The organism is Chitinophaga pendula (assembly GCF_020386615.1).
GTDB lineage: Bacteria > Bacteroidota > Bacteroidia > Chitinophagales > Chitinophagaceae > Chitinophaga > Chitinophaga pendula.
Map to the genome: position 1 here is coordinate 416,122 of NZ_CP077769.1, position 26,250 is coordinate 442,371.

Genomic DNA, 26,250 nt, shown 5'->3' on the forward strand with positions numbered 1-26,250 from the left:
TTTGTCAACCAGCTATACTACCCAGCTTTTATTACAGCTTCACACACCCGGAACTACTAATCAGCATAAGCAGTCAACAATTGCAACGGCATTATCAGTTTCCTTTTTCAATTTTAAAACCACTTGTTGCTATGAAAAAAACTTTAGTAACGACCTTATCTTTATTGCTATCGTTCATCGTCTTTGCGCAGGAAAGACCTTACTATTATTGCGGAGGGCAGAAAGTATACCTGAAAGTCACGCCGGATATGCTTCATGTCAAGCTGAAAGAACAACCGGTCCGCATACCTTATGCACCCATTGTACCCCGCAGCCGTTATCTCGATGCTGCCCGTGTACTACCGTACAGCAACATACGTCAGGTGCCCATACCGGTGGCGGACCGCCGGATGGCATTGCAGGATATCCGGCAGGATAGCAATATTGTTTACAGCTGGGAGGCATTGACCCTGGAAAAAGTACCGGTAATACCAACCGGAGAGATACTGGTAAAGCCGCTGGAAGGCTACCGGATACGTGATATTGTCAGCCGTTTAGGGCTTACGGACAGTGTGGATATAATACCTTATGATACTTTTCATTTCGGTACGGAGATACTCCGGATAAGAAGGGATGAACAACTATTCCGTATTGCCAATAAAATATATGAATCGGGAGTAGTGGTATTCTCGCATCCTAACTTCTACGTACCTACGTCCGGACAGACGAACGATCCTTACTATATATATATGAGCTGGTTCCACAACAGTAACATACCCGGTATGGATGTGAATATCGAGCCGGTGTGGCCACTGATCGCGCAGGCACCGGGTTATATCAATGTGGTTGTAATAGACGATGGCCTGGAGCCTCATGAAGATATCGCCCGTTTAAATCCTACCGGCTGGACGCCGAGGCGACCGGGCGCGCCAGGCAACTGGGGTGCACCGTCTTCTGCCGATAAATCACATGCTATGGGGGTAGCCGGCATTATCATGGCAGATGCCAATAACCACATAGGCGTGGCGGGTGTATACCAGAATGCCGGTGCCATCCTGGGGGTGAATATCTTCTACGATAATAACGAAACGGTCAATGACTATGCGAATGCAATCAATTATGCCTGGCAATACAACCATGCAGATGTGATCAACAATTCCTGGAACTTTCATTTTGAAAATCAGCCTGGTTATGACGCAATAAAAAATGCGATCCAATCCGCCGAACAGCAGGGGCGGAATGGGCTGGGTACCTTGGTCGTTTTTTCGGCAGGCAATGATGGCGGCAACATACAATACCCCGCTAATGTAGAAAACGTGGTTACCGTAGGCGCTATTGAGGAGAATGGCACACATCCGGGCTATAGCGCTACCGGGCCTTCGCTGGAACTGGTAGCGGTATCGCCTATGATACAACCGACTACTGATCGTATGGGGGCTAATGGCTACAGCAGCGGTAACTACAGGAGCACCTTCGGATATACATCCGGCGCTGCTCCACAGGTATCCGGCGTGATTGCTAACATGCTGCTGGTCAATAAAGAATTGCCTGCTGCGATGGTACGGGATATGTTGATGGAGACAGCCACCGACCTGGGCACACCTGGTTATGATATTACCTACGGTGCAGGGCTGGTGAATGGTTGCCGTGCTGTAGTAGCTGCTATCATCAATGCACTGGGGCTGAAAGGGGATTGTAATTGGAATGGTCCGGAAGAGATCTATGAATTAACAGGTGTGCCGTCAGGACCTTTGCAGGAACATATTACCTGGTCGGTTTATCCGGATGGACTGTTGAACCTATATCCCAGTGGTGTGTCGGTGCGGCTGACTAAAAACGGCGAAGGCCCGTTTTTGCTGACAGCCAGCCTGGGTACTTATTGTGGAAGAGAGATCAAATACACGCAGATCTGCATCACGAACCCTGAAGATCGCATGGGGAGTACTTTCCAAGTATCTCCTGTACCGGCAGGAACGATGCTGACGGTGAAAAGCCTTACCGACGAAAGAGCACGCAGCGTAGTAACCGGGAGGGATATACGCCAGGTGAAAATAGCCGACCGGATGGGACATATCGTATTGCAACAATCATTTACCGCCGGTACGCGCCTGGCGACTATCAATGTGGGGGGATTGCAGGATGGCTACTATATTATCTATGTGGATAATGGCAATGGCTGGAGTAATGCCAATGGCCGGCATATTATCATACGGCATTAATAAAAAACAAAAGGGGCATTAAGCCCCTTTTGTTTTTTATCAGTCGATTACCGGTTCGGTATCTTCTTTAGGTGCAGGTGGTTGGCTGGATTTCTGCAACCAGTAGTAGAGCGGTGGAATTACCACTGGTGTGAACAGCAGTGTAAATGTCAATCCACCGATAATTACAGTAGCTAATGGGCGTTGTACGTCGGAGCCTATACCTGTGCTGATCGCTGCAGGTACAAGACCGATGATAGCCACTATCAGCATCATCATAATAGCCTTGAACTGATCTACGGATACCTTGAGTACAGATGCTTTCAGGGTAAGCGGTGATTTGTATAGTTCCCGGTTCAGGGCTGATACCAGCAGTACGCCGGCCATGACCGATATACCGAATATGGATACGAAACCAACACCGCCGGATACATTGAAGTGATATCCCCGTATAAAAAGGGCAATGATACCACCTGCCATCGCTACCAGTATACAGCTCATGGTAACGAAGGTCTGTTTCATACTCTTGAACAGCATGAACAGGAATACGAATACGATCACTACGGTCAGCGGGATGGTGAGTGATAATTGTTTACCAGCCCGTTCCAGGTTTTCGTACTGACCGCCGTAGATGATGTCATATCCTTTCGGCACTTTGATCTGTGCACTGATTTTCTCCTGTAGTTCTGATACGAAAGAGCCCTGGTCACGTCCACGGACGTTGGTACGCACGGTGATCATACGTTTGCCATCCAGGCGGTAAATATTGGTCTGGCCGTCGATGAATTGTATGTCTGCCAGTTGTTCCATCGGAATGAGAGCTCCTGTGGCGGAGGATACCTGCAGACTTTTGATGGCTTCTACGGTATTGCGGTATTCGGGCAGGTAGCGGATAATGATATCATATCTCTTGGTGCCATCGTAGAGGGCGCCGATGGGTTTACCACCGATCGCTGCTTCTATCATGCCTTGTATATCACTTACATTAATACCAAAGCGGGCTGCGCTTTCCCTGTTTATTTTGATTGCCAGCTGCGACTGGGTACCTTCCTGTTCGATGTTGACAGAGGCGGAACCTGGCGTCGCTTTTACGATGGTCGCTATACTATCAGCTTTGCGGCGCATGAGGGAGAGGTCGTCGCCTACCACAGAGATCGCGAGATCAGCGGCACTACCGGTTACAATCTCCATTACCTGGTCGATGATAGGCTGACCAGAATTAAAGGAAGCGCCGGGAATGTTTCTTTCCAAATCTTGCTGCATACGTCTTACCAGTTCTTTTTTGCTGATGGTATCGCTCCAGAGTTTATAATCTTTGAGGCCGATCAGTATTTCGGTACGGTTGGCCGGGAAAGGATCGGTACCATCATCGTTGCGACCGGACTGGGTAATGACGTATTTAACCGGCGGATATTTCGCAGCGATCTCCCTGATCCGTGGAGCTATTTTGGCATTTTCCTGGATGGTAACACCTGCCGGAAGGAAAGAACGCATGAAGATAGAGCCTTCATCCAGTTCGGGCAGGAATTCAGAACCAAGTTTAGCACCTACGCTAATGAATAACAGGATGATCACTCCAGCGACGATCACCGTCTGTTTGTGAAACCGCAAGAAGAAATTGAGCGAACTTTTATACCTGGCTTCAAGAAAGTCGAGTACGACGTTCTTATGCGCTTTCATAGGTTTGGTAGAAGACAGTGCCTTTTTGTAAGCGAAGGATATCAGTACCGGTATTAATGAAAGGGCGCATATCATAGAGCCTATTACCGCGAATGCCAGCGTGAGGGCCATGGGAGAGAACAGTTTACCTTCCACACGGGTCATAAGCAGGATGGGGGTATAAGCCAGGATGATGATGGTAACGGAGAAAAAGATCTCCCGGCCTACTTCCTGGGCAGCGGAGAGGGTGATGCCAACGATACCGCTTTTCTTTTCCTGTTCGGTAGCATGCCGGTACCGGCGGATGAGGTGTTCTGCCATTACGCAGGCGCCGTCAACGATAATACCGAAGTCGATCGCCCCCAGGGACAATAGGTTGGCAGGTATACCAGTGAGTCGCATGAGGATGAATGCGAACAGCAGCGCGAAAGGAATCGTGGCGGTCACTACCAGCGCAGATCTGATACTACCCAGGAAAAGTACGAGGATGATGATTACAATACTTACGCCTTCCAGCAGGGTATGCGATACCGTTTCGAGAGAGTGGTTGATCAGGAAGCTCCTGTCATAGAGCACTCTCATTTTCACGCCTTCCGGTAGTTCGGTATCGGTAAGGTCGGCTATTTTGGCCTTTAGCACTTTCAATACTTCGCTGGGATTCTCTCCTCTACGCAGGAGAATGATACCTTCCGGCGAGCCTATTTTGTCAATACCTTCATCGGGTACGGCATATCCCAATACGCCTGCCGGTGGCGGCGGTGTGGTCTCTACGGTTGCTACGTCTTTAATGTATACGGGCGTACCGCTAACGGAGGTGAGTACGATATTCTGGATATCTTTTTCCGATTTTACGGTACCCAGCCCACGTACGGCAAAGCCTTGACCTCCTCTTTCTATGACGTTACCACCGGTGTTCTGGTTATTTTTTTGTACTGCGTCGATAACATCCTGTAGTTTCAGATTGTATTTACGCAGTTTATCCGGGGCGGTGAGTATATGGAATTGTTTCAGTGGTCCGCCGAAGTTGGTAACATCCGCGATACCTGGTACCTGGAGAATGGCGGGTCTTATCACCCAGTCCTGCAGATCGCGGAGCTGCATGGGAGTATAGTTCGGCGGCGCTTCTACTACATAACGGTATATTTCACCCACAGCAGTGGTAAGAGGAGCCAGCTCCGGAGTTACGCCGTCGGGCAGCTGTACGGAAGAAAGTCTTTCTATTACTTGCTGACGGGCGAAGTAGTCGTCGGTACCGTCCTGGAAGGTGAGCTGCACGACAGAAAGACCGAAGATAGTACGGCTTCTGCGATCAAGTACCCGTGGTACGTTGTTGAGCGCCCTTTCAATAGGAACGGTCACCTGTTGTTCTACTTCTTCTGCAGCCCTCCCTTCATAGGGGGCCACAATGATAACATTGGTATCGGCAATGTCCGGGTATGCTTCTATTTTCAGTTGTGTAAAGCACCAGTATCCAAGTACAGACAGTACTACTGCTGCAATGATAACGGCCCAGCGGTTGCGTAAAGAGAATATAAGGATATTGCGAATCATAATCCGAACTGGTCTACTTGATGTGTAATAATAAATCCTCCTTTATATTCTGTTCTGAGACGATGAAGTACTTCGCGTACTTTATTTTCCTCATCGATAAAGGTGATCATGATGGGGGGATCGTCGAAGGAGAATATCTGGTTGGGGCGTTTGATCTGTTGATTGGTGCCAAAGCCCATGATGCCCTGATAGGCGGTAGCTCCTTTGATGTTATTGATCAGCAGGAGTTGCATGATGAATTCATACAACGGTTGTGCACCGTAAAGATCATTTTTGTCGAGGAAGATCTGCGCTTGTAGCATGTGCAAGTAGGGGTTTAGTATCCAAATGAAATACCTTTCAGTTCCATTGCGCCATCGGTAACGATCTTGTCGCCTTCTGCCAGCCCGTTATAGATAACGATACGGTCGGTCACTTGTGTACCGATAAGGACTTCGCGGCGCTCGAACGTGTTATCGTTGCCTTTCAGGAACACGTAGTTTTTACCTTGTACGGTAATAAGGGCGGACCTGGGTATAGAAAGGGTGTTGCCTTCGCTGACGTCAAAAGTGACGTTGGCGAACATACCGGCTTTTAATTGTCCTTTACTATCGTTTAGCCCAATGCGTAACTTCACCATGCGGGTGATATTATCTACCACTTCGCCGATATTTTCGATGGTACCGCTGAAGCTTTGATCCGGGTAGGAGGTAAATTTAAGATGACAGGTGCTGCCTTCTTTTACTTTGGCTACCTGGTTTTCCGGCATGTCGCAGATGATCCATATCTTTTTGGGAGGAGCATTCAGAAGGCCTTTGGGATCGAAACCTGCCAGTTTTAAGGTAGACTCATGTTGAATAATAGCGGTCTTTTCGTTGGCCAGTTCTGTCTGAGCAACGGCCAGATCGGTTTGAGCGCTGATAAGATCGGTTTTGGCATTAGATACGTCTTTACCGGTACCGGCGCCATGTTCGGCGAGGTCCTGGAAGCGGTCGAGTTCGATCTGTTTCTGGCTGACGATTGCTTTTTTCTGTTGTATGATGCTTGTTTTTTCCCGGATATTGATGATGTGTTGCAGCATCTCAGTGTAGGCACCGGTGATATCGGGATTGTCGAATAGTACGATATTCTGTGCTGCGTTTTCGGAGCTGTGAACTACGGTGGCGACTACTCTGGCCGGAGCTGACAAGGCGGTGTTAAGATCGCTTTTGGTTACTCCGGCTACTTTGAAATAACTTAAAGTAAGGCTATCGGCCGGGAACTGTACGATGCGTCCGCTGTCTTTTACGACAGGCTTATTTGATACGGGTGCTGCTTTTTTTTCCGGACTGTGGGAACCACAGGATAGCAGGATGGCCGGCAGTGCAGCTATGAGTAGAGGTGCTACTATACTTTTCATCTGAAACATTAGAGTTGATTAATTAATCCTGTTACGTATAATAATTGGAGATAGCTTTTGCGATAGTCGTATAAGGCTGCATAATACATCTTCTGGGTATCGAACCAGGTACGTTGTGCATCGAGAAAGTCGATGATGGTAGTACCCCCGCGGGTATATGCGTATCTCACGGATTGCAATACTTGCTCGGACCGGGCGAGTATGTTGCTGTATTTTGCCACGGCTTCTTTATTCAGCTGAAAAGAGTTGAAGGCGGTCTGTACTTCCGTCTGTGCCTGTTGTTTGATAGCAGCCAGTGCCTGTTCGGTCTGTTGTAGTTGCAGTTTGGACTTTTTGATCTCTCCCTGGTTACGACTGAAGAAAGGAAGATCGATGGTACCGAAGAAACCAAAGTAGGGGACGGTATTCTGCGGGTTCCAAATGAAGCCCATTTCCGGTACAGGATGGGACAGGGATCGTTGTAGTTTGATGTTACTATGTGCGATATCGATATTGCCCTGGGCTACCTGGAGGTCTGGTCGTTGGCGGTAAGAAAGACTGATGAGGCTATCCACCTGCTCGATGACTGCCAGGGTAATTACCGGATCATTGGCATCGATCTGCAAGGTGTCGATGCTTCCCATCAGTAATTGAAGATTGCGTACTTCATTGCGATAGCTTTCTGTAGCGGAATGTAATTGCAGCAGGTATTGATCGGAGAGCAGTTGCGTTCTGGCCAGTTCACTTTCGCTGATCACCTGGTTTTTCAGCCGGATCGTTTGTGTGCTGACGAGGCTATCGATGTTGGTTTTGGCCTGTGTAACAAGGTCGAGGTTCATTTTACTGTACCAGACGTCCAGCCATTTATTACCGGTAGCGGAGACTACACCCATTTCAGTACCGCTGTAGTTTTTGGCGGCGAGGTTCACTGTTTTTTCGGCGACCTCTATTTTGTATTTACGTTGTCCTGCCAGCTGAAACTCTTTTGTGAGCTGCCACCATACCTGGCGGTTCTGGTTATTGTAAAATTTCGTGCCTTCGGCGAAACGTTTACTTTCCATCAGCTGGAGGGTCTGATTGTTCAGTTTGGGATTGGGCCTTAGTCCGGCCGTGATCACATCCCCCTGCGCAATAGCAGTGTTAAGACTTTCCGGTTTGAGGAAGGGGTTATTCTTTTGTGCCGTTCGCATTGCCTGTTGCATAGTAAGCCCTGACTGTGCCTGGGCTATCCGTGTAAGGATAATGGTACAGAGCAGGCTGAGAAAGATTTTTTGGATCATACCTTTCGATTCCGTTGATGTTTTTATTGTTAGTATTTATAGTCGGGAATGTTGCTACTCTTATATATACAAACAGTATTGTTGCAGGAAAGTTCTTAAAGCGGCCGATTGCTACGGGCATAACGGTGCCAGCTGGTCGATGACCGGCAAAAAATCTGTTCAGGTGATAGTCATTTCAGGAAATTATTGTTCACTACGCGCACGGAAGAATCGTCACAGATCCAGGCCAATGCCGGAGTGCCTCATACTAATGCATCATAAATACCGGGGCAAGGTAGGTATTATTTCAGGTGATGAGGAAATGGAGCGCCTTAAAACTTTATTAAAAATGCCAAACCGTATGCATATACGGCAGCGGGTGAATGGCATGAAAAAGGCCGTCCTCCTGACAGGGACAGCCTTTTTATAGGTTAAACCAATTGGTTATCAGTTTTCTTTTTTGCCACCGGGATACACGGCTTTGGGTGTGTTGTGGGATGGCTGCTGATTGGGCGTGGCGTTTTTGCCAGCGTCTTTTTCGCGGGCAGGTTCTTTCTCTTTAGATTTTTCTTCCTGTTTGCCATTGGCATCTTCGCCATATTTTTCCACATCGATATATTCATAATCGCTGGCGCTGCCGCTACCTACGTCTTCCGCTTCTGCGCCCGGCGCTACGTTGTTCTCATAATTGAGATAGATATCGCTCTGCATGTTAGCCGGTACGGTGAATTTGGATTTGTCGTCTACTTTGAGGGTTTTGTCGCCGTATACTTTTTGCATGAAATATGCCCAGATGGGAAGACCGGTATTGGCACCCTGTCCTACAGCGGTAGTGCTGAAGCGGAGGAATTGATTTTCACATCCTACCCAGGCACCTGCCAGCAGCTGGGGGGTGTAACCCAGGAACCATCCATCCGTATTATCGTTGGTAGTACCTGTCTTGCCTGCCATTTCTCCTTTCATGTTGTAGCGGAAACGCATCCTGGCGCCGGTACCACCCGGTGCTACCACACCTTCCATCATTTTGACCATTGTATAGGCTTCGTTTTCGCTGATCACTTCCCTTTTTACAGGAGCATAGGTGTCGAGGATATTGCCATTACGATCTTCTATGCGGGTGATGTAGATAGGTTTGGTATTGATACCCCGGCCTGGGAACATGGTATAGGCCTGTAGCATTTCGAACAGGGAGATCTCCGGTGTACCCAGCGCAATGGATGGGTAAGGAGGAATATCGCTGCTGAAGCCGATCTTATTCTTAGCAAAATCTGCAAAAGCCTGTGGACCCAGTTGTTTGATCAGGTAGGCGGATACCAGGTTGAGTGATTTGGCCAATGCACCTGCCATGGTGATGCTACCCCCTACACTACCTTCCGAGTTACGGGAGAGGGTGTAGTTGAACTTAGGGAAAGATACCGGTTCATTGGGTAATACCGTATTGGGTGACATGCCATTCATCAGGGCAAAACAATACAGGAATGGTTTGAAAGTAGAACCTACCTGACGGCGGGTTTTGGCAACGTGGTCGTTTTTGAAATAACGGAAGTCCGGACCGCCTACCCATGCTTTTACCTCACCGCTTTCGGGATCCATGGCCATAAAGCCGGCCTGTAAGATAGCACGCATGTACCGGATGGAATCCATCGGCGTCATTACCGTATCGATCTCATTGAGATCCGGCTCTGTAGTACTTCTCCAGGAGAATACCTTCATTTTGGTAGGGGTGTTGAAAGCTTTTTTGATCTCTTCGTCAGAGGCATCATCAGCTTTCATGGATTTATAGCGGTCAGATTCTTTCATATACCGGTCCAGGTATTTCTGCCAGTCTTTCCATACACTGCCGCTTTTAACGTTGCCTTGTTGGGCGAATACTTTCTGCAGGTCTTTGAGGTGTTTAGCTACTGCTTCTTCGGCATACAGCTGCATGCGTGGATTAATAGTGGTATAAATTTTCAACCCATCACGGTAGAGATTATACTCCGAGCCATCTGCTTTTTTATGTTCTTTACACCAGGCTTTCAGTTCATCGCGCAGCACTTCCCGGAAGTAGGGAGCCAGTCCTTTGTTGTGGTCTATCTTGTTATAGCGGAGTACGATGGGTTTACTTTTAGCAGCGGCTGCGTCAGCGGCCGTGATGTAGCCATTTTTCTCCATCTGGTCGATCACCGTATTACGACGTGCCAGCGCAAGCTGTGGATTACGGCGGGGGTTATAGAGGGTATTTCCTTTCAGCATGCCTACGAGGATGGCAGCTTCTTCTACAGATAGATGCCCTGCATCTTTGCTGAAGAAGGTACGGGCGCCGTTCTCTATACCATATACGTTATCGCCGAAGGCTACTGTATTCAGGTAAAGGGTGATGATCTCTTCTTTGGTAAAATTGCGTTCCAGTTTAACGGCGATGATCCATTCCTGTAATTTCTGAAAGCCGCGGAGTATGGGGTTACTGGCACGTTGACGGCCGGTATTATCTGCCTGCAGGTTAAGGGCCAGCTGTTGTGTGATCGTACTGGATCCCCTTTTTTTACCTACCAGCAGGTAAAAGGGGATAGCCATGGTACTTCTGGCATCTATACCGGAGTGATCAAAAAAGCGCTCATCTTCCGTAGCGATAAGGGCATTGATCACGTTTTTGGAGATCTCGTTGTATTCGGAGCTGGAACGGTCCACCTGGTAATATTTACCCAGGATGGTACCGTCGTCGGCGATCACTTCAGCGGCCAATGCGGCACGTGGGTTTTCCAGTTCTTCCATAGAAGGCATATTGCCAATCACCCTGAAGTTGACCAGTAGCAGTAGTATAATAAACAGGGCCAGACAACCCAATACCACCCGCCACAATATTTTCACCGATCTTTTCATGTTGACAGAATTTGTTTTTTGTAAGCTATTGCATCACAGTTGACTTGCGTGCCAGCAGGACAAAGATATACAGATTTTAAGATTTAGCTGTCCGGCAGCCCGGGAATTTAGGCGGGGAAATATGTTAAAAAACGAATAAACCTTGTAAAAAAAAGGTCCGCAGTGATGTACTGCGGACCGGGTGTATTAATACTATTATCGTTATTCGGTGATGTAGGTCTCTTTGAAGAACTGCTGGTACCCCGGCAGGTCTTTTGTATTATTCATAAGGATGAAGTTATCCCGGGAGATCACGAACAGCGTATAGTCAGTAACGGGTATACGCGGGATGATATTTGCCTGGGCTTCATCACGGATTTCGTCGTAGTACTGCAATGCTTTTTCTTCATTGGCGAACAGCCGGAAGATGAGCATGGTCTCGGTGGGTGTGAGGACGAAGCTGCCTACCTCTATTTTATCTGCTGCATGTTTGGCCGCATTATAGCGTGCAAATTGTTCCAAGCCCTGATCCATCATGGTTTTGGATACCCGTTTGAACAGGAGTACCACGAAGTGCGGGTTGTTGGCATTTATTTTATAAGGAGTAACGGGTTTGGGCGGCGGAGCGGTTTTGATGACCACATTAGGGATGGCCGCTTTATTGTCGATGCCTGCCGGATCTTTTACGCCGGCAGTTTTGATCTTAACAGAGTCGTCAAATTTAGGCTGTAGATGCTGCCAGGGATACCGGATACTTACATCCTCATCGATGTAGTTGGTGGTGGTATCTCTCCGGCGGGTGGTCAGGCCGGTAAGGTAGGTGACGATGGAATCTTTGTTGTTGAGCGCATCCAATATATGTTGGGCCTGGTTACGGATACCTTCTTCTGCCGGGTATTTGTCGATCACTGCTTTGACGGCGGCAATGCCCCGGGTATTGGTGGTATCGGTTTTAATGATAGCCATTGCTTCCAGCAGGTCGAATTTGGGTTGCAGGAAGTTATAGCCGAAGGAGGAGTCTGCTTCGTGTTTGCGATCGAGTGCGCCGGTGTAATTGCCTGCGAGGTAGGCTACATAGGCGGAGTCGTAGGCGGTGGATATCTTTTTCTTTTTATCTGCATCGATATCTTTGAGAGCGCCGAACTGGATGATCTGTGCAAAATTGGTGTTACCATGCTGGCTCAGTACCCTGTCTTTATACATTTTGGCTGCTGCGGTATGATTCAATGCGTTATGCCATACGTAAAGGGAGTAGACTACTTCCGGTTTTTTAGGATGGTCCGGATGTTTAACCAGGAGGGTATCATATGTTTCGATGGCCAGGAGGCCGTTGTCGAGTTTATCGTAGTATAGTTTACCCAGGTCGAAGCGGGCATCCATAACAGCATTGCGGGAGGCGGTCTGTTTTTCCGGCGTGAGCGGCAGGCCGGCGGCCAGTGATTGCGCGGTTACGCTGTCGGCGGCAGGTGCGCTGCCTTCTGTGGCACCCGGTGTCCGTTCATCGCCGGTGGTGACGTTACCGGACTGAGGGTCATTGTTATTATTGGCGGCTATTGTACCATTGTTACTGCGGCGCCAGTTATCTGATAGTGCACGGTTGCCCCAGCGGCGTTTGAATTCAGAGAAACCAGCGGCTTTGCTGGCTGTATTATAGAAGTACCAGTCGCCTTTGTCATCGACGGGAGGACCGGAAGTAGGATTGTTACCCGTCAGTATATTATTGTTATTAACGAAGGCGTCGGCATTATCCCGGTCGCGGCGACGTTTTTTGCTTTCTGCTTTTTTTCTTTCCTCTGCCTGTTTGCGGATACCGGCAGCCATTTCTTCCAGGGCCGTATTGCGGGCGGCATCGGGAAGGGTGGCCAGGTAGAGGAGACTGTCTTCCCGGTGTATCGTAGCTATCTTGGCGGCTACGTCAGACAATACGTTCTTGCGGGTAACGATGAGGGTGCTGTCGGGGAACCCCGGGGGCATGGTGCTGGCCGTGCTATCGTAGTAGTTACGGGAATCCATATAAGCCCGCTGGTAATAATATATGTCTGCCAGGGCTTTGTAGGAGAGTACTTTCTGGATGGGGTTGGTGCTCTCCATGGTCAGGCCTTTTTTGAGGAAAGCGACGGCAGCACCGGGGTCTTTGTCAACGATAATGACGGCCATGGTATAATAGATAGCATCGCGGAAGCGGATATATTTTTCTTTGCGAGCCATTTTCTGTAAGGCGGCGATGCTTTCTTCCACCCCACCACCGTTGGTAGTAGCATTGATACGGGCGATTTCCATACGGGCCTGGAAGTCCATTACGGGGTCCGGTTTAAGTTTGATCACTTTACGGAACATGTTCATGGCGGAGTCGGGCCGTTGGTATTTTACATATAGCTGTGCCAGTATGTAGGCCATACGGGTCTTTTCGTCTTTATTGCTGCTTTTTTTGACGGCTTCCTGAAGAGGCGCTACGGATTCGGCATATCTTCCCTGGCTGTAGTGGCTATAGGCCTGTACTTCGGCCAGTTGTCCTTCGAGGCGTTTGGGGAGGTTCGGATCAGTCTCCAGTACGTTGAGCAAGGATTGTACTTCATCGTAGTCTTTTTGTTCGATGAGGGTCCTTGCTCGCCAAAGGAAGGCATCGTTACGGGCATAGATGTGTTTGAAGCGGCCGAAAAATCCTTTTCTTTTTTCTTTAGAGGCAACGGTGATCTGGTCATTTTCCTGGGAACCGATCACGACCTTATAGTCGTCTTTTTTGCGTGGGGCAAAGGTGGTATTGACAAACTGGAAGGTTTTGTTGGCGTTGTCCCAGTCGCTCATATAGAAGTAGGCCCGGCCGATGAGAAGGTAGCAGTCGTCGATCCATTTGCCTCTTGGGTCGTGGATCTGGATGGCGACAGACGCTTTGTAGATCACGGAGTCGAGGTCATTGGTGCTCAGGCCCATGTTTTGCGGGCTGTATGGGTAGAAAGGGAGCAGTACATTGAAGTTGTCCTGGCCTTGCCGGTTGATGTTACGGGTGACAGCGTCCAGGCGTAGTTTAGCATGGTAGTAGTAGTTATAACGTGTTACCAGGTTTTGTACCAGTTTCCTTTTGATCGTGAACGGTTTTTCCGCCAGCTTTTCGGACGGTGGACGCCTGTCTTCTACTTTAGGGGCTTTGACTTTGACGGGCTTTGTTTGGGCAAAAACCGCCTGAAGACCAATGCTAAATAACAAACTAAGTACGCAAAGTTGATAAATTGATCTATAGCGATTCATTGGATGCGAGGGTGTATAGGCCGTATATATAACTACCGGCGGTACATTTTATTTTTAAAGATAGGATAAATTTTAAAGTTTAGTACGCCAGACGCGCGCTTGCCGCGACGCTGCTCCTGATAAACGGTGCTATGAGTGGTTTTGTTGTGGAAATCTTTTACCGGATATCTAAAGTACTGATATCAGGTATTTTAGGAGAACTGCGATGGAATTACATTATAAATTTGATAGGTATGTACGATATTTGATTAACTTTAGCCGTCTGAAGGCGATTAAGCGAACTATTCTACTAAGCAGGATATATGTCCAAAAAGGGTGAAATAAAAGGTCGGAATGTAAGCCGGTTGGGGAACAAGTACCGGCTGGTGATCATGAACGATGACACATATGAAGAGGTGACCTCATTCAAGCTGTCCAGGATGAGTGTTTATATTGCACTGAGTACCTTATTTGTTTTATTGGTAACGATTACAGTGGCAACGGTAGTATTCACCCCCTTACGGTATTATATACCAGGGTATGGTGATTTAAAGCAAAGACGAGAGTTTATTAAGTTGAAGATGCGCACAGATTCATTAGAAAGAACGATTATCGCCAGAGATCAGTTCCTGAATAATATGAAGCAGGTGATCAATGGAGATTTTACCGGCAAGGTAGACACCACTATGTTGAAGGTTCCTAAAGTAGACAACAGTACCTATTGATGCAATAGGCGAGCGATCAAAATAACCGAATCAGTACCGGTTTACCGTTTTTTATCCCAGAAAGTATTTATTTAATGTGACATTGTTTTATCCAGGCAATGGGGCAGTTGTTTTTGTCACTATGTGGATGTCCGGTACAGGACAGCCATTGAATTACAATTACATAAAATATATTATGAAAATAATTACTATCTTAGATTTCTAAACTTTGAAAAACCTGAAGACCTATGTTTAATAAAGGAAATACAAAAAGTGAAAGTAAAATAATGATGCCTACCTCTAATGTAAACATTATAGGTAGCGGTACGTCTATCCAGGGCGACATTGTATGTGAAGGCGACATCCGGATAGACGGGCAGGTGAATGGGCTGGTATCTACGAAGGCGAAGATCGTGGTAGGTCCGGAAGGTGAGATCACCGGTGACCTGGTATGCCAGAGTGCGGATATTCTCGGCAAGGTGACGGGTATCATCAAAGTGGATGATCTGTTGTTCCTGAAAGGGAATGCTTTGGTGAAGGGAGATGTTTATACCGTACATTTTGAAATGGAGCCTACTGCCAAATTTAACGGCCGTTGTTATATGGATGAAGGTGTGACACCGGTAGTGGAACCCTCTAAAGGAAAAAATGGAAAATCAGTTCAAAAAGAAGCCACCACAGAACAAGCCCAGTAACAGTAGCTGGCTTCGTTATACGGGTTTGGCTTTTCAGATGATGGTCACATTAGGATTGGCCGTGTTTGCTGGTTATAAACTAGACCAGTGGACCGGTTGGGCTTTTCCAGTATTTCTGATCATTTTTTCTTTACTGGCTTTAGTCCTACTTTTGTGGCAAATTATTAAAGACACCCGTAGGAATGACCGATAAATTCTTTTTCAGACTATTTACTGTATTTGCAATATTAAATGGCGGGCTGCTAATGCTGAAGAGCTGGTTGCTGGGCCTGGATGCACATTTTTGGGTGCTGATAGGTGGCAATGTGGCGCTTGCGGGTATTACCGGCCTGTCCTATTACCTGAGCCGTAAAGGTTTGGGGGCGGACACCGGCCAAGGGTTTGTACGTATGGTATATGCTGCTACTGTCAGCAAGCTATTTTTATGTATGATCGGTATCTTGAGTTATGTGCTCGCCACCCGTCCGCAGGTGAGCAAGGAAACCATCTTTATACTCATGTTCCTCTACCTGGTTTATACTGTGTTTGAAACCCTCTCGCTGCATAAACTCACCAGAAGAAAAAAAATATAATGTTCCCGTGAAGCAGGAAGCGCCCATGCAAGCTTTATCCAGGTATCTACCCGAAGGCACCTTCGGCCAGGTAATGGACTACCTGCGGGAATATAAAGTACATCTGACCATCACCCGGGAGCGGCAAAGTCTCCTGGGCGACTATCGGCATCCTGATAGCCGCGGTGGGCATCGTATCAGCGTCAACGGTAACCTGAATAAGTATTCTTTCCTGATCACTTTATTACACGAGATCGCGCACCTGATCACCTATATGCATTACCGCAACGAGGTGGCCTCTCATGGCAAGGAATGGAAGCAGGCATTTGCCCATATCCTCAAGCAGTTCGTTGGCAAAGCATATCTGCCCGAAGATGTAGAGCAGGCATTGCGGCAAAGCATCCGTAATCCTGCTGCCAGCAGCTGTGCGGATGAAGACCTGATGCGCGTACTGCGCCGCTATGATGCCGGTAAGGAAAATCATTTCTTCGTGGAACAGCTGGCCCCCAACCAGTTATTCAAGACCAAAGACGGCCGTGTATTCCGTCGTGGGGAAAAAATAAGGAAGCGTTACCGTTGCGAGGAAATAGCAACCAAAAGGGTTTACCTCTTCAGCCCTGTCTATGAAGTGGAGCTGGCCAGCTAATCTTTCTTACCCGTAGGGTCCAGTTTTACGAAATCATAATCATTCAATCTAACATTAGTGCCTGTACGTAACGTGTGCGGTACATCGGCCTGCTGATGTGTATATTTGACAAGCGACTCCAGCCTTTCGCGAGGTGCATCGGAGCGCAGTTTTACATCATAGCGCACATTGCGGGCACATAAAGGATCTCCTGACCAATCTCCATTAACGATCACTTCTACTTCATCCAGTACAATTTCAAAGGTATCGGCATGTTTGAACAGGTCATTGCAAATGCTGGCACCGATGGCCATCAGTAGTAGTTCGCCGCCGCTGAAACCAATGCCTTGACCGCCTTCCCGGGAAGTGCGGTCAATGACTACAGTGCGCGGACCAGTCCAGCCTACGGCTGCGCTGCTGTCGTGGATAGTTTTGATATGTACCTGCATGGACGGAAGATAATAAAAAATAGGGGTGTGGAAAAGGGGGACGGAGAAGTGTTGTGGATATCGGCAAATTGCGTTTATTTTGTGTGCCAATAGATGGTACCAAAATGCTAGCGCTGTACTCGAACAAATAGTGCCTATATTCAGAACAACATGCCGTTGACAAATCCTTGAATTGTGTAAATGAAATGCTGATATCCTGGTGACAATAGCTGCCAATAACCTGATTTTCTGGTAATTAGGCCAGGATAGTCAATATGCCTTAGTAATACTAATATAAATATACCGTCACAACCACTATACTTTATGAGAGCAGACTATACACAACGTCATTTATTCCAGGGCCGTCAAGTCTCCTGGGTTATTTTACTGACATTTTTTTTGCTCAGTTATTGCAAAATATTTGCGCAGCAACAATTGACTAAAAATACCTTCGGTACTTTGCCCAAAGTTATTCCATCTTCTCCGGAGGCAGGAGCATTGGGTAAATATGCGGAATGGCCGGTTTCTATGTATACCGGCGTGCCTAATATTAACATACCGCTTTATAGTATTAAAATACAGGGAGTTGATTTGCCGATAGGTTTGAATTATCATAGCGGAGGGGTAAAAGTGGATGACATTTCATCCTGGACAGGTGTAGGTTGGAGTCTAAGTGCAGGAGGAGCTATTACAAGAACAGTTGTAGGGCTTCCGGATGAGAGTACGGAAGGGTTTTTGTCCAGGAATAAAAATGGTCAGTATATCAAACCGTCTTATAATCTTTCTACCAGCCCTGATGACTATGTATTGTTAAAACGGATTTCCGGACAACAGGTAGATGTTGAACCGGATCTTTTCTATTTTAATTTTGGTAACAAATCCGGCAAGTTCTATTTTGACCAGGCTGGGAATTTCCGGTCTATTCCGGCTAGCAGTCTTAAGTTGGTATCTTCTCCTATACAAAGCCTGAATCCTTCGGCAGAGTGGAGGATAGCAGATGAAGATGGAACTTTGTATTGTTTTGGTTCGCCGGCAGATGACTGGATATTTACCGACGCAAATGGACTGGAAGCTACTTGGTCTGCTGCATCTTCTTCTCCACAGTTACCGCAGGCCATTACTGCCTGGTATCTTACAAAAATCATCTCAACGAATAAGGCGGACACGATTTATTTCGATTATGCTAAAAAGTCAGAGGTATATATACTACCTGCAACCCAGTCGTTGAAGATATTGACGAATCCGGGGGAGCTATCATCCCATGTAATTAAAGACCCGGTATATACTAGCTGGGATGATGCATTGCGTACAAGACAAACCCTGTACAATGGTGATCCTGTTTCACAGCAAACAGTTCAACGATTTAATACGATAGGGTTTTCGTCTCTAAAAAAAATAAGGTGGCGCCAGGGGCAGATAGACATAGTAGCTCAGACAAGCAGAAGCGATATGCAGATCGGTTATTTATTGGACAGTGTACTTGTAAAGGATAAAGCGTCGAACCGGTTGCAGGCTTTTGCACTTAACTATTCTTATATAGGGGAACGATATTATCTGAATGCATTGGATGAATTTGGCGCTGATAATGCAGAAAAGCGGACACATACTTTCAGTTATTTGAGTCCTGGTAATTTGCCTAAGCGAAATACACCTGCTGGTTTTTTAGAAGGGAAAACTTCAAATGCACAGGATCATTGGGGATTTTATAATGGGAGAGATGACAATACCAGTCTTTTACCTTATCAAAAGGATATGCCTTCTGAAGCAGGATTTTATTTAAAAGCGAACCGGGAACCTGATACTACCCGTATGCAATATGGTACATTGCAGCAGATCATTTACCCTACTGGTGGCTACTCTGTTTTTGAATTTGAAGCACATAGATATATTGCAGAAGGCACGGTAGATGGAGGCCCCTCTGTCCCTATTGTACAGGCTAATATTGGAGTGAGAGGGAATGTAACACCGGTGTATGCAAACTCGGTGGATTTTACTATCCCTTTTAATCAGCAGGCCAGTTTAATAAATGTATCTGTAAATAATTATGCTTTCCCTCCTAACGCTAACAAGCTTACGATGGCATGGTTTCCCTATGTTAAGATAGAGCGGGTGCTAGCCAACGGAACCGTAGATCCGGTAAAGGTTTACTACTGGGATCCTTCTTACCGCTTATACGAATATCCGGAAAATCCAACCCCTGGGAATCCACCGGCAAATCCTGCGGGGTTGTATGATTTTCAATTTAACCTCAGCAAACTGTTAAGTCCCGGCAACTATCGTATTACAGCCAGCGATTCCTGCCTGGGACCCGGATGTTTTGATATACTTCCAACTATGCCATCTGCGTATATTGGCATCAGCTATCTGAAATATGATGGCGCTCCGCAGCAACTACCTGCATTACCAATAGCGGGAGGCCTGAGAATAAAAAAGATACTCAACTATGAGCAGAATGGGCAGCTATTGAGTGGAAAGACCTACAGCTATGATCCCGGTAAATTATTAATATACCCCTCATATTTCAGTCACTACGAGAACGACGTGGCAGATATGGCTGCTCCCGGAAACTTTTGCAATTACCTGATGGCAAACTTTAAAGAAGTAAGTAGTAATAGCCAGTATATTCTTGGTTTTACACAAGGCTCGCCGGTGGGATATGAGCATGTAACAGAACGTAGCATCAATAGTGGAGATGTTGATAATGGCTATACCGACTATACTTTCTCTTTTTCCAAGGACTCCTTGAATATGTTGAATTTCGATATGGGATATTGGAGTGGGATGTCCATTTATAATGCTAGTGTACCAGTTACCGGATTTGACTACAAACGAGGACTACTGCTGTCAAAAACTGAATATAGGCGAAATACAAATGGTACTTACACTAAATTGCGGTCTACAGAGCATAACTATAGCTTTAATGACTACAATACGTCCAGACACTATAACCGTTTGCGTAATCTGCGTGTAAAGACCTTACGTAACGTTAATTATCCTTGTGGTACACCGCTTAATGGCTATACCATTCCTTCGCCTACAGGGGGTAAATATTCTTTTTCAGCAGATTTTGCCTACGCTTTTTACCATATCATAACCGGATGGGTAGAACAGCAAACTGTTAAAGAAACAGTTTATACCGATGGAAACAATCCTATTGTACATACTACGAACTATTTTTACGATAATCCACTATTACTTAATCCTTCCCGTATTGTGCAAAGAGATAGTAAGGGTAGCAGTATCGTACAAACGAATAGTTACGCTTATGACTATGCTGCTGGTACGCCATTCATCGATGCCATGGTGAATAACTATATTACAGGTATACCTATTGAACAGGTCCAATATCAAACGGACGCATCTGGTAATAGTATCATTACCGGAGGAAAGATTACCACTTTTAAACCTGATGGTAAGAACCTGGCAGATGAGGTAAAGATACTCAGTTTATCACAACCTCTGGCACTATCAGGGTTTAAATTCTCTAACACTACACAGGGAAGTTTTCCCATAAGTACACCTAACAGAACAGTCTTTTCGCCTGACAACAGGTATGAAACGGATATTATTAACTTAACCTATGATATTCGGGGTAATATATTGGAACAACAATTAAAAAATAATGTTACTCATTCGTTTTTGTGGGGATATGATGATAACTATCCGGTGGCTGAAGTCGTTGGTGCAAATTATAGTACTGTCGCTAATATGGTCAATTTATCTGTACTGAAGGCACCGTCAGGTGATCAGCAGCTGAGGAATGAAATCAATAAAATCAGGAATGCAACGACAAGTAATGCGGTCACTGTTACGACCTATACCTATCGTCCATTGATAGGCATCAGCAGCAAAGTAGCGCCTAACGGTTTGCTCACCAGTTATGAGTATGATCCTTATCATCGACTGAAATTGATCCGGGATCAAAACGGGAAGATTCTTAAACAGATGAGTTATCAGTATCGTGTTCCTGTTCAACAATAATTAGTTTATGTTTTCAGCTTACTATATGAAGTTACCTATACCTCTCTTGGTCTTTTTATGCAGTACTGTCGGTTTTTCTTCTTTGTGGGCGCAGCTGGCGGGCCGGTATTCGACTATTTCTTAAAAGATCACCTGGGCAACACCCGCATGGTGCTGACCGAACAGACGGACTTCTCTATGTACGCGGCCACGATGGAATCATCCAACGCAGCGAAAGAGAATGCGCTATTCAGCAACATCGAAGAGACGCGTAGTCCTAAACCGGTGGGTTATCCATCCGGACAGGATCAAAACGAATTCACGGCCAAACTGAACGCCAAAAGTGGTGGCAAAAAGATCGGTCCCTCCCTGGTACTGAAAGTAATGGCCAGCGACACCATCCAGCTCAGCGCGCAGGCGTTCTATAAATCACAAGCACCTTCCAATAACAAAGTAGCCACCCCGGTAGAAGATATGGTGGCCGACCTGGCCGCTGCCTTCAGCACCAGCACGCAGGAGTCATCCATACATGGCAATGCGCAGCAGGGGGCAACAGTCCTTTTACCAGCAACTTCTACAGCAATGATTATCAACGCCTGAAAGAACGCGACCAGGACCCAAGTTGGCATGCAAGCTGGTCCATTCAAATCAACGACTATAATCCCTTTGGTTGAAAATAAAATGAAATTCAGAAAATTTATAAGCTACCTTCCCCTTTTTATATTACTTATCGCTATGTTATATAGCGTATATGTCACAAATACTACAAACATAATTTTGCTTGATAAACATTATGTTGGTGCTTTCCTCTTAATTTTATGCATTATATTCTCAATGCGTAAGCCCAAAATAGGTAAGATATTAACTTTAATAACATTAGTATTAGGGACTACAAACATAATTGCATTTACACCAGAAATAATTTCTTATTCAATAGGCTTTAGCATCAATAATTCCGCAGGTGGTCTAAGAATTCAAGAATTCTCCCTTATAGTGCTCATCATCTTCATAATTATTAACATAAGGACTACTATTAACCTAATACGAAAAGCTATATTGCCTAAAAGCGAACTGGAATAAAGACGTTGGGATGAATCTTAAATAACTTGTTTGAAGGTTAGACGTCTTATACCTATGAAGTATAAGTATAAAAAAATCTCCGAAATTATGCGAAGTATTATCACCTGGATCTGTTTGCTTTTTGCAACTGTAGTGAATTCTTATAGTCAAACACAATTTGACGATATTAAAAACTCGGCGATTCCGACATCACCACAAGCATATTCTAGACGATCTACATCCCTGACGCCGACTTTATTTTTATACGTAAGTTCAGACTGATAAACAACAAGTGGTACCCGTGTATATGCACGATTAATAATAATCTCCTGTCTTCTCTTTTTTCCACTGATGTAGCCGGGCTTTTTCCACGTCTGTTTCTGCGGCGACCCTGGCGTTGGTGAGTTGTTGTCCTTTGTTGATTTCTGCTTCTTGCCGGTGTTCACTGACGGCTTTTTCTACGGTTAGTTTTTCTTCGCGAGCCTGGTCACGTAGGGTAATTTTTTCTTGGCGGGCTGAGCGGAAGATATGTTCGTGTTGTTCGAGCAGGTCATCGTAGGGGCCACGGGGGGAGATGAGTTTGACGAATACGGGCGCTGTTTCTATGGCGATGAACAGCAGCATGATGAACCAGCTGGCCCAGCGGATAGGTTCGCTGCTGGCCGTCAGGTGACCGAGGGCGTCAAGGCGGGAGGCGAGTCCGTCGAGGCGGCTGCGGTTCATGGCGCGGATTTCCGCTTTCATAGTGGAGTCGATGGACTGTAAGGCGGCGCGTTTGCCGTTGATCAGGCTGTTGTTGATAGCAGCCAGTTGTTCTACGGAAGCGGCGGCCTGGTCAGCGTCGGCTTTTTTCGCTTTATAGATAGGACCCAGGTTACGGATGCGCGAGCCGCCGGTACCATCGGCTTCCTGCTGTGCGAGCAACAGGAGCGTATCGCGGCGGGCAGCCTGTTGCAGGGTGGCGGCGTTGAGCTGTGCGATCTCTTTATGGAGTTCGTCCATACGCACCTGGTAACGCTCTTTTACTTTGTCTTCCTGCTTTTTGAATACCTGCTGTTCCATGGTGACCAGCTCCGCTTGTATCTCTTTGTCAAATATGCGTAACTCCAGCGGACGGGAGATCACGATAGCGATCACCAGCGCCAGTGCTAGCCGGGGGATCGCCAGTTTAAACTCGTCCCAGAAACGATCCCGCTTTTTCAGGCTACTCACGATATAGCGGTCCAGGTTGAAGATCATCAACCCCCAGACGGCGCCGAAGAGCAAGGCAGCCCATACTTCTCCGAATACCGTCCACAAGGCATACCCCGCGGAGATCGCCGCTAGCAGACCAGTGAAAAAAATGGTAGCGCCGATACCGGCGTATTTGTTGGTCTCTGCTGGCGCCCTCTTTAATAAGGCCACATGTGCTCCTGAGCAGAATAGAAAAAATTGGCGAATGCGTTGCATTATCACTCAGACTTTTAGATGTACATATAAAGTCAGCACCCCTGCGGGAATGCAGGGTATATAAAAGGATGGAATGCTGCAAAGATAAGGTTTATTCTCAAGCGGCTGACAGATCAGGGGGATGCCGGCCAGTCAATGGTATAGATGGTGAATTTGTCGCCACCAGCGGGTAGTAGAGGCCGCAAGGGGAGTTAGACCCCGGCAACGGCGGCTGCTCACCTACCCGCATCGGGACCACTTTTACCGCGTGCCAGCCCCTGGCTACCACCCGCCCCGGATATACACCGCACCGGGTACCTACGCCTCTTCTGTAGGTGGTGTATAAGCCCGATGGTCTTTGGGTGGTCCTGTTCCGATAGATATTCCCACCTGCCGGTAGTAATACGTCTTCACGTACAGTGGTATTGCCGGGCAGATCGCTGGCTGCCACCACCAGTATCACTGCAGACAGGCGGGCGTAGTCGCCCTGCAACCGGTAACCCCAGCTGTCCTTAAAGCTGTCTTTGCGGGCCGGCCCCGTTTCCAGCAACCGTTGCTGAGGGTCATACAGGCTTACCGTCACCTGCTCCACCCGCATGTCGTCCCGGGCGATGATGCTGATCTCACTGCCAGCTGCTGCCGTGTAATACCGGGTATTGATATGAGGGATGGTAGGAGCGCTCATCGCATCGGCAATGGCTACGTTGAATGGAATGCGGTAGCGTCGCCTGGCCTTGGCCTGGTAGATAGCCCGTAGGGAAGGGTCGGCCAGCGCTTGCTTACCATATTGCACCGCCGCCGCGAACCGGGTACGCCCCTCTACCGCTGCCCGACTGTTACTGATCTGGTAATGCAGCGCCCGCCGGCTTAGAAATATCTTACCGCTTTTCCGGAACTGCCGGATGATATAAGGCCCTAGCTTGCCACTAAGCCCCCAGGTGAACACATTCTTTTCTATTTCAGGCATATAACCAATTGTTGATCCCACAGGCAATATCGCCTGCCAAACAAAGCTGCTGCCTTTTTTCGACAAAGAACTTGCATATATGCAGAAAAAATGTGCAGATGTGCAGAAAGTGAAAGTGGGATTATGTATTGATAGCCATATAGTTATAAAGAAATCGTTTAAGCGGGCTGTAACAGGGGAATATTCCGCCGGAACCGCCCATTCACCCAGCCGATCACTTTGTTGATCACCTTCAACCAGGCCTCGTCGGTAAAGAAGAAACCATAGGTCATGATAAATACGATCTCGAAGTCATAGATCATCATAAATACATAAATACCCAGGTGTAACAGTATCCCGCCGAATATCATGAACAGGCGCGTTTGCCGGAACCATATCAACACGGGGAAAAAGAGCTCGTAGCCCACCGTCGCGTAAGTGCTGATGGTCACAAAATAACCGTTCTGTGCCAGCCAGTGATTGATAGGCGTACCCCGGAACCGCTCCAGGTTGAACGTATAATAGGTCGCTACCCCATTGAACCATACATCGGCATGTATCTTATGCACGGCCGACCAGAAGTAAGCCATACAAAGGTGCAATACGATGGCCAGCACCGCCAGGTTACTCAGCAGGTTGCTGGTGCGCCGCAACAGCACATGGCGCCATTGCAGGCTGCGGATACTGAAGTACTCGTAGCTGTTGGCAAATATCATGTAGAGGATGATGAAGGTCAGCAGGTTGTCGCCGCCATTCAGTATCAGGGGGCACAGGCGTTGCAGGGTCTGATGCAGGAGGAATAATACCAGTACGGTAAGATTTTTTCCGATACCAAACAGGTAAAGCACGATCACCACCAGATAGGAGGCAATGAATAACTGGTAATGCGCTCTTATCACGTTGGAGTCTATACGTAGTAGTTCTGATACAAAGGTCGGTATCGGCGCCACAAATGATTCAGGGCCGTATAGTATGCCCAGGTAAGGCCAGGACAGGAAAATATCCTTTGCCAGGTGAATGCAGATGAACACACGGAATACCGCCAGGTAAAGGCTGTAGCTGTTCTTCTCCTCCATGGGAGTGATCATTTTTATCAGGGGCATGGCACAGGTATTAAAAGGTGAAAACATCGCTGACGAACATATACTCCTCCTTGCGCGTAGCTTGGCTGAAACGCTCTGAGAACCGGGGCAGATACACACGGGTGAAGATCATTCGCACCTCCTGCCGGGAGAGGTCTATACCATTCTTACGGGCCACAAAGCGGGTATAGTTACGCAGGGTATTGAAGGCGATACAACGCTGTATATATTGTTTTGTGGCGGCCAGGTCGGAAGAGTCGTAGTCCGTGTCTCCCTGCTGTTCATGCTGATAACGCAGATCGTTTTTGAAGTTGATCAACTCTTCGCCTATGCTGATCACACTGCCGGAAAGCAGGTAGTCCAGCAGGTCTTCCCGCCAGTTGAATGGCGCTTTGGCTTGCTTCTGTTCATTGATCGGTTGCAACACTTCGTGTAGGCTTACCTGCTGGGTATGTTTATCCCTGAACTCATAATATAACCGCTCATCGAAGTTAGGCGGTGGTGCAAAGAATCCCCATCGCTGGTACAACCAGAACTGGAAATGCTGCTGCTCCTGGTGAAATTGAAGATTGATATAGTTGTCCGGCATGGTGAACAAAAAGGTCATCGCCCAGTAACAGACGAACACTCCCAGCACCAGTATGCGTATAATGGCCATAATAGCTGATTGTTGAATGGAAGAAGACCGTGTTACTACGGCGCT

General features: G+C 47.1%; 19 protein-coding genes. 8 read left to right on the forward strand and 11 right to left on the reverse strand.

The genetic code is table 11. The features are described 5' to 3' along the window. Nucleotides 1-131 precede the first annotated feature (131 nt). Entirely contained in the window at nt 132-2,198 is a 2,067-nt protein-coding gene (locus KTO58_RS01630) for a S8 family serine peptidase (RefSeq protein WP_095841053.1), read from the forward strand. Nucleotides 2,199-2,237: 39 nt separating this feature from the next. On the opposite strand, the gene KTO58_RS01635 is transcribed toward KTO58_RS01630, so the two are convergent. The 6 genes from KTO58_RS01635 to porW form a co-directional block, all read right to left on the reverse strand. Then, nucleotides 2,238-5,387 (reverse strand): efflux RND transporter permease subunit, encoded by a 3,150-nt coding sequence (locus KTO58_RS01635; RefSeq protein WP_095841052.1) that lies wholly within the window; start codon nt 5,385-5,387, stop codon nt 2,238-2,240. Then, a complete protein-coding gene (locus KTO58_RS01640; protein WP_095841051.1) occupies nt 5,384-5,689 on the reverse strand; it encodes a DUF190 domain-containing protein in 306 nt (101 codons plus the stop codon). Before KTO58_RS01640 ends, KTO58_RS01635 begins: the two co-directional genes overlap by 4 nt. Before the next feature lie 14 nt (nt 5,690-5,703). Beyond that, on the reverse strand, nt 5,704-6,774 hold the full coding sequence (locus KTO58_RS01645; RefSeq protein ID WP_095841050.1) for an efflux RND transporter periplasmic adaptor subunit: 1,071 nt from the start codon (nt 6,772-6,774) through the stop codon (nt 5,704-5,706). Beyond that, nucleotides 6,774-8,024: a TolC family protein gene (locus KTO58_RS01650; protein WP_095841049.1), complete on the reverse strand. Its 1,251-nt coding sequence runs from the start codon at nt 8,022-8,024 to the stop codon at nt 6,774-6,776. The genes KTO58_RS01645 and KTO58_RS01650 overlap by 1 nt, the downstream gene beginning before the upstream one ends. Before the next feature lie 426 nt (nt 8,025-8,450). Then, on the reverse strand, nt 8,451-10,865 hold the full coding sequence (locus KTO58_RS01655; RefSeq protein WP_095841048.1) for a transglycosylase domain-containing protein: 2,415 nt from the start codon (nt 10,863-10,865) through the stop codon (nt 8,451-8,453). A 201-nt stretch (nt 10,866-11,066) separates the two neighbouring features. Further along, complete coding sequence (gene porW / locus KTO58_RS01660; protein WP_225860011.1) at nt 11,067-14,090, reverse strand: type IX secretion system periplasmic lipoprotein PorW/SprE; 3,024 nt, start codon at nt 14,088-14,090, stop codon at nt 11,067-11,069. Nucleotides 14,091-14,392: 302 nt separating this feature from the next. Between porW and KTO58_RS01665 the strand changes: the two genes are divergently transcribed. From KTO58_RS01665 to KTO58_RS01685, 5 genes are all read left to right on the forward strand, one after another. Continuing rightward, nucleotides 14,393-14,794 carry a hypothetical protein gene (locus KTO58_RS01665; protein ID WP_225860012.1) on the forward strand — a complete coding sequence of 134 codons (402 nt, stop codon included), beginning with the start codon at nt 14,393-14,395 and terminating at the stop codon, nt 14,792-14,794. A gap of 227 nt (nt 14,795-15,021) precedes the next feature. Continuing rightward, nucleotides 15,022-15,468 (forward strand): bactofilin family protein, encoded by a 447-nt coding sequence (locus tag KTO58_RS01670; protein ID WP_095841045.1) that lies wholly within the window; start codon nt 15,022-15,024, stop codon nt 15,466-15,468. Next, entirely contained in the window at nt 15,422-15,661 is a 240-nt protein-coding gene (locus KTO58_RS28865; RefSeq protein ID WP_095841044.1) for an AtpZ/AtpI family protein, read from the forward strand. The genes KTO58_RS01670 and KTO58_RS28865 overlap by 47 nt, the downstream gene beginning before the upstream one ends. A gap of 52 nt (nt 15,662-15,713) precedes the next feature. Continuing rightward, complete coding sequence (locus KTO58_RS01680) at nt 15,714-16,040, forward strand: hypothetical protein (RefSeq protein ID WP_157753266.1); 327 nt, start codon at nt 15,714-15,716, stop codon at nt 16,038-16,040. Nucleotides 16,041-16,047: 7 nt separating this feature from the next. Then, nucleotides 16,048-16,665: a SprT-like domain-containing protein gene (locus KTO58_RS01685; protein WP_095841042.1), complete on the forward strand. Its 618-nt coding sequence runs from the start codon at nt 16,048-16,050 to the stop codon at nt 16,663-16,665. On the opposite strand, the gene KTO58_RS01690 is transcribed toward KTO58_RS01685, so the two are convergent. Further along, entirely contained in the window at nt 16,662-17,093 is a 432-nt protein-coding gene (locus tag KTO58_RS01690; RefSeq protein WP_095841041.1) for an OsmC family protein, read from the reverse strand. The genes KTO58_RS01685 and KTO58_RS01690 overlap by 4 nt on opposite strands. Nucleotides 17,094-17,396: 303 nt before the next feature. Here KTO58_RS01690 and KTO58_RS01695 point away from each other — a divergent pair, with 303 nt between their 5' ends. Both KTO58_RS01695 and KTO58_RS01700 read left to right on the forward strand, forming a co-directional pair. Further along, the gene (locus KTO58_RS01695; protein ID WP_225860013.1) at nt 17,397-21,053 is read left to right on the forward strand and encodes a hypothetical protein; all 3,657 of its coding nucleotides are present in this window, start codon (nt 17,397-17,399) and stop codon (nt 21,051-21,053) included. 57 nt (nt 21,054-21,110) lie between these two features. Continuing rightward, complete coding sequence (locus tag KTO58_RS01700) at nt 21,111-21,632, forward strand: hypothetical protein (protein WP_095841039.1); 522 nt, start codon at nt 21,111-21,113, stop codon at nt 21,630-21,632. Between the two features lie 774 nt (nt 21,633-22,406). Here KTO58_RS01700 and KTO58_RS01705 read toward each other — a convergent pair. The 4 genes from KTO58_RS01705 to KTO58_RS01720 all read right to left on the reverse strand — a co-directional run bounded on the left by KTO58_RS01705 (nt 22,407) and on the right by KTO58_RS01720 (nt 26,205). Then, nucleotides 22,407-23,540 (reverse strand): DUF4407 domain-containing protein, encoded by a 1,134-nt coding sequence (locus tag KTO58_RS01705; protein WP_095841037.1) that lies wholly within the window; start codon nt 23,538-23,540, stop codon nt 22,407-22,409. A 97-nt stretch (nt 23,541-23,637) separates the two neighbouring features. After that, a complete protein-coding gene (locus tag KTO58_RS01710) occupies nt 23,638-24,486 on the reverse strand; it encodes a hypothetical protein (protein ID WP_095841036.1) in 849 nt (282 codons plus the stop codon). A gap of 158 nt (nt 24,487-24,644) precedes the next feature. Continuing rightward, a complete protein-coding gene (locus tag KTO58_RS01715) occupies nt 24,645-25,568 on the reverse strand; it encodes an HTTM domain-containing protein (RefSeq protein ID WP_157753264.1) in 924 nt (307 codons plus the stop codon). Nucleotides 25,569-25,578: 10 nt separating this feature from the next. After that, complete coding sequence (locus KTO58_RS01720; protein ID WP_095841034.1) at nt 25,579-26,205, reverse strand: hypothetical protein; 627 nt, start codon at nt 26,203-26,205, stop codon at nt 25,579-25,581. Between the last annotated feature and the right edge of the window lie 45 nt (nt 26,206-26,250).

Excerpts from the sequence above, each read along its gene's own strand:
- KTO58_RS01715 (WP_157753264.1), bottom strand. The coding sequence starts at position 25,568 with ATGCCCCTGATAAAAATGATCACTCCCATGGAGGAGAAGAACAGCTAC.
- KTO58_RS01645 (WP_095841050.1), bottom strand. The coding sequence starts at position 6,774 with ATGTTTCAGATGAAAAGTATAGTAGCACCTCTACTCATAGCTGCACTG.
- KTO58_RS01710 (WP_095841036.1), bottom strand. The coding sequence starts at position 24,486 with ATGCCTGAAATAGAAAAGAATGTGTTCACCTGGGGGCTTAGTGGCAAG.
- KTO58_RS01670 (WP_095841045.1), top strand. The coding sequence starts at position 15,022 with ATGTTTAATAAAGGAAATACAAAAAGTGAAAGTAAAATAATGATGCCT.
- KTO58_RS01650 (WP_095841049.1), bottom strand. The coding sequence starts at position 8,024 with ATGATCCAAAAAATCTTTCTCAGCCTGCTCTGTACCATTATCCTTACA.
- porW (WP_225860011.1), bottom strand. The coding sequence starts at position 14,090 with ATGAATCGCTATAGATCAATTTATCAACTTTGCGTACTTAGTTTGTTA.
- KTO58_RS01695 (WP_225860013.1), top strand. The coding sequence starts at position 17,397 with ATGAGAGCAGACTATACACAACGTCATTTATTCCAGGGCCGTCAAGTC.
- KTO58_RS01630 (WP_095841053.1), top strand. The coding sequence starts at position 132 with ATGAAAAAAACTTTAGTAACGACCTTATCTTTATTGCTATCGTTCATC.
- KTO58_RS01700 (WP_095841039.1), top strand. The coding sequence starts at position 21,111 with ATGCAGTACTGTCGGTTTTTCTTCTTTGTGGGCGCAGCTGGCGGGCCG.
- KTO58_RS01665 (WP_225860012.1), top strand. The coding sequence starts at position 14,393 with ATGTCCAAAAAGGGTGAAATAAAAGGTCGGAATGTAAGCCGGTTGGGG.
- KTO58_RS28865 (WP_095841044.1), top strand. The coding sequence starts at position 15,422 with ATGGAAAATCAGTTCAAAAAGAAGCCACCACAGAACAAGCCCAGTAAC.
- KTO58_RS01640 (WP_095841051.1), bottom strand. The coding sequence starts at position 5,689 with ATGCTACAAGCGCAGATCTTCCTCGACAAAAATGATCTTTACGGTGCA.
- KTO58_RS01690 (WP_095841041.1), bottom strand. The coding sequence starts at position 17,093 with ATGCAGGTACATATCAAAACTATCCACGACAGCAGCGCAGCCGTAGGC.
- KTO58_RS01705 (WP_095841037.1), bottom strand. The coding sequence starts at position 23,540 with ATGCAACGCATTCGCCAATTTTTTCTATTCTGCTCAGGAGCACATGTG.
- KTO58_RS01720 (WP_095841034.1), bottom strand. The coding sequence starts at position 26,205 with ATGGCCATTATACGCATACTGGTGCTGGGAGTGTTCGTCTGTTACTGG.
- KTO58_RS01655 (WP_095841048.1), bottom strand. The coding sequence starts at position 10,865 with ATGAAAAGATCGGTGAAAATATTGTGGCGGGTGGTATTGGGTTGTCTG.
- KTO58_RS01635 (WP_095841052.1), bottom strand. The coding sequence starts at position 5,387 with ATGATTCGCAATATCCTTATATTCTCTTTACGCAACCGCTGGGCCGTT.
- KTO58_RS01680 (WP_157753266.1), top strand. The coding sequence starts at position 15,714 with ATGCTGAAGAGCTGGTTGCTGGGCCTGGATGCACATTTTTGGGTGCTG.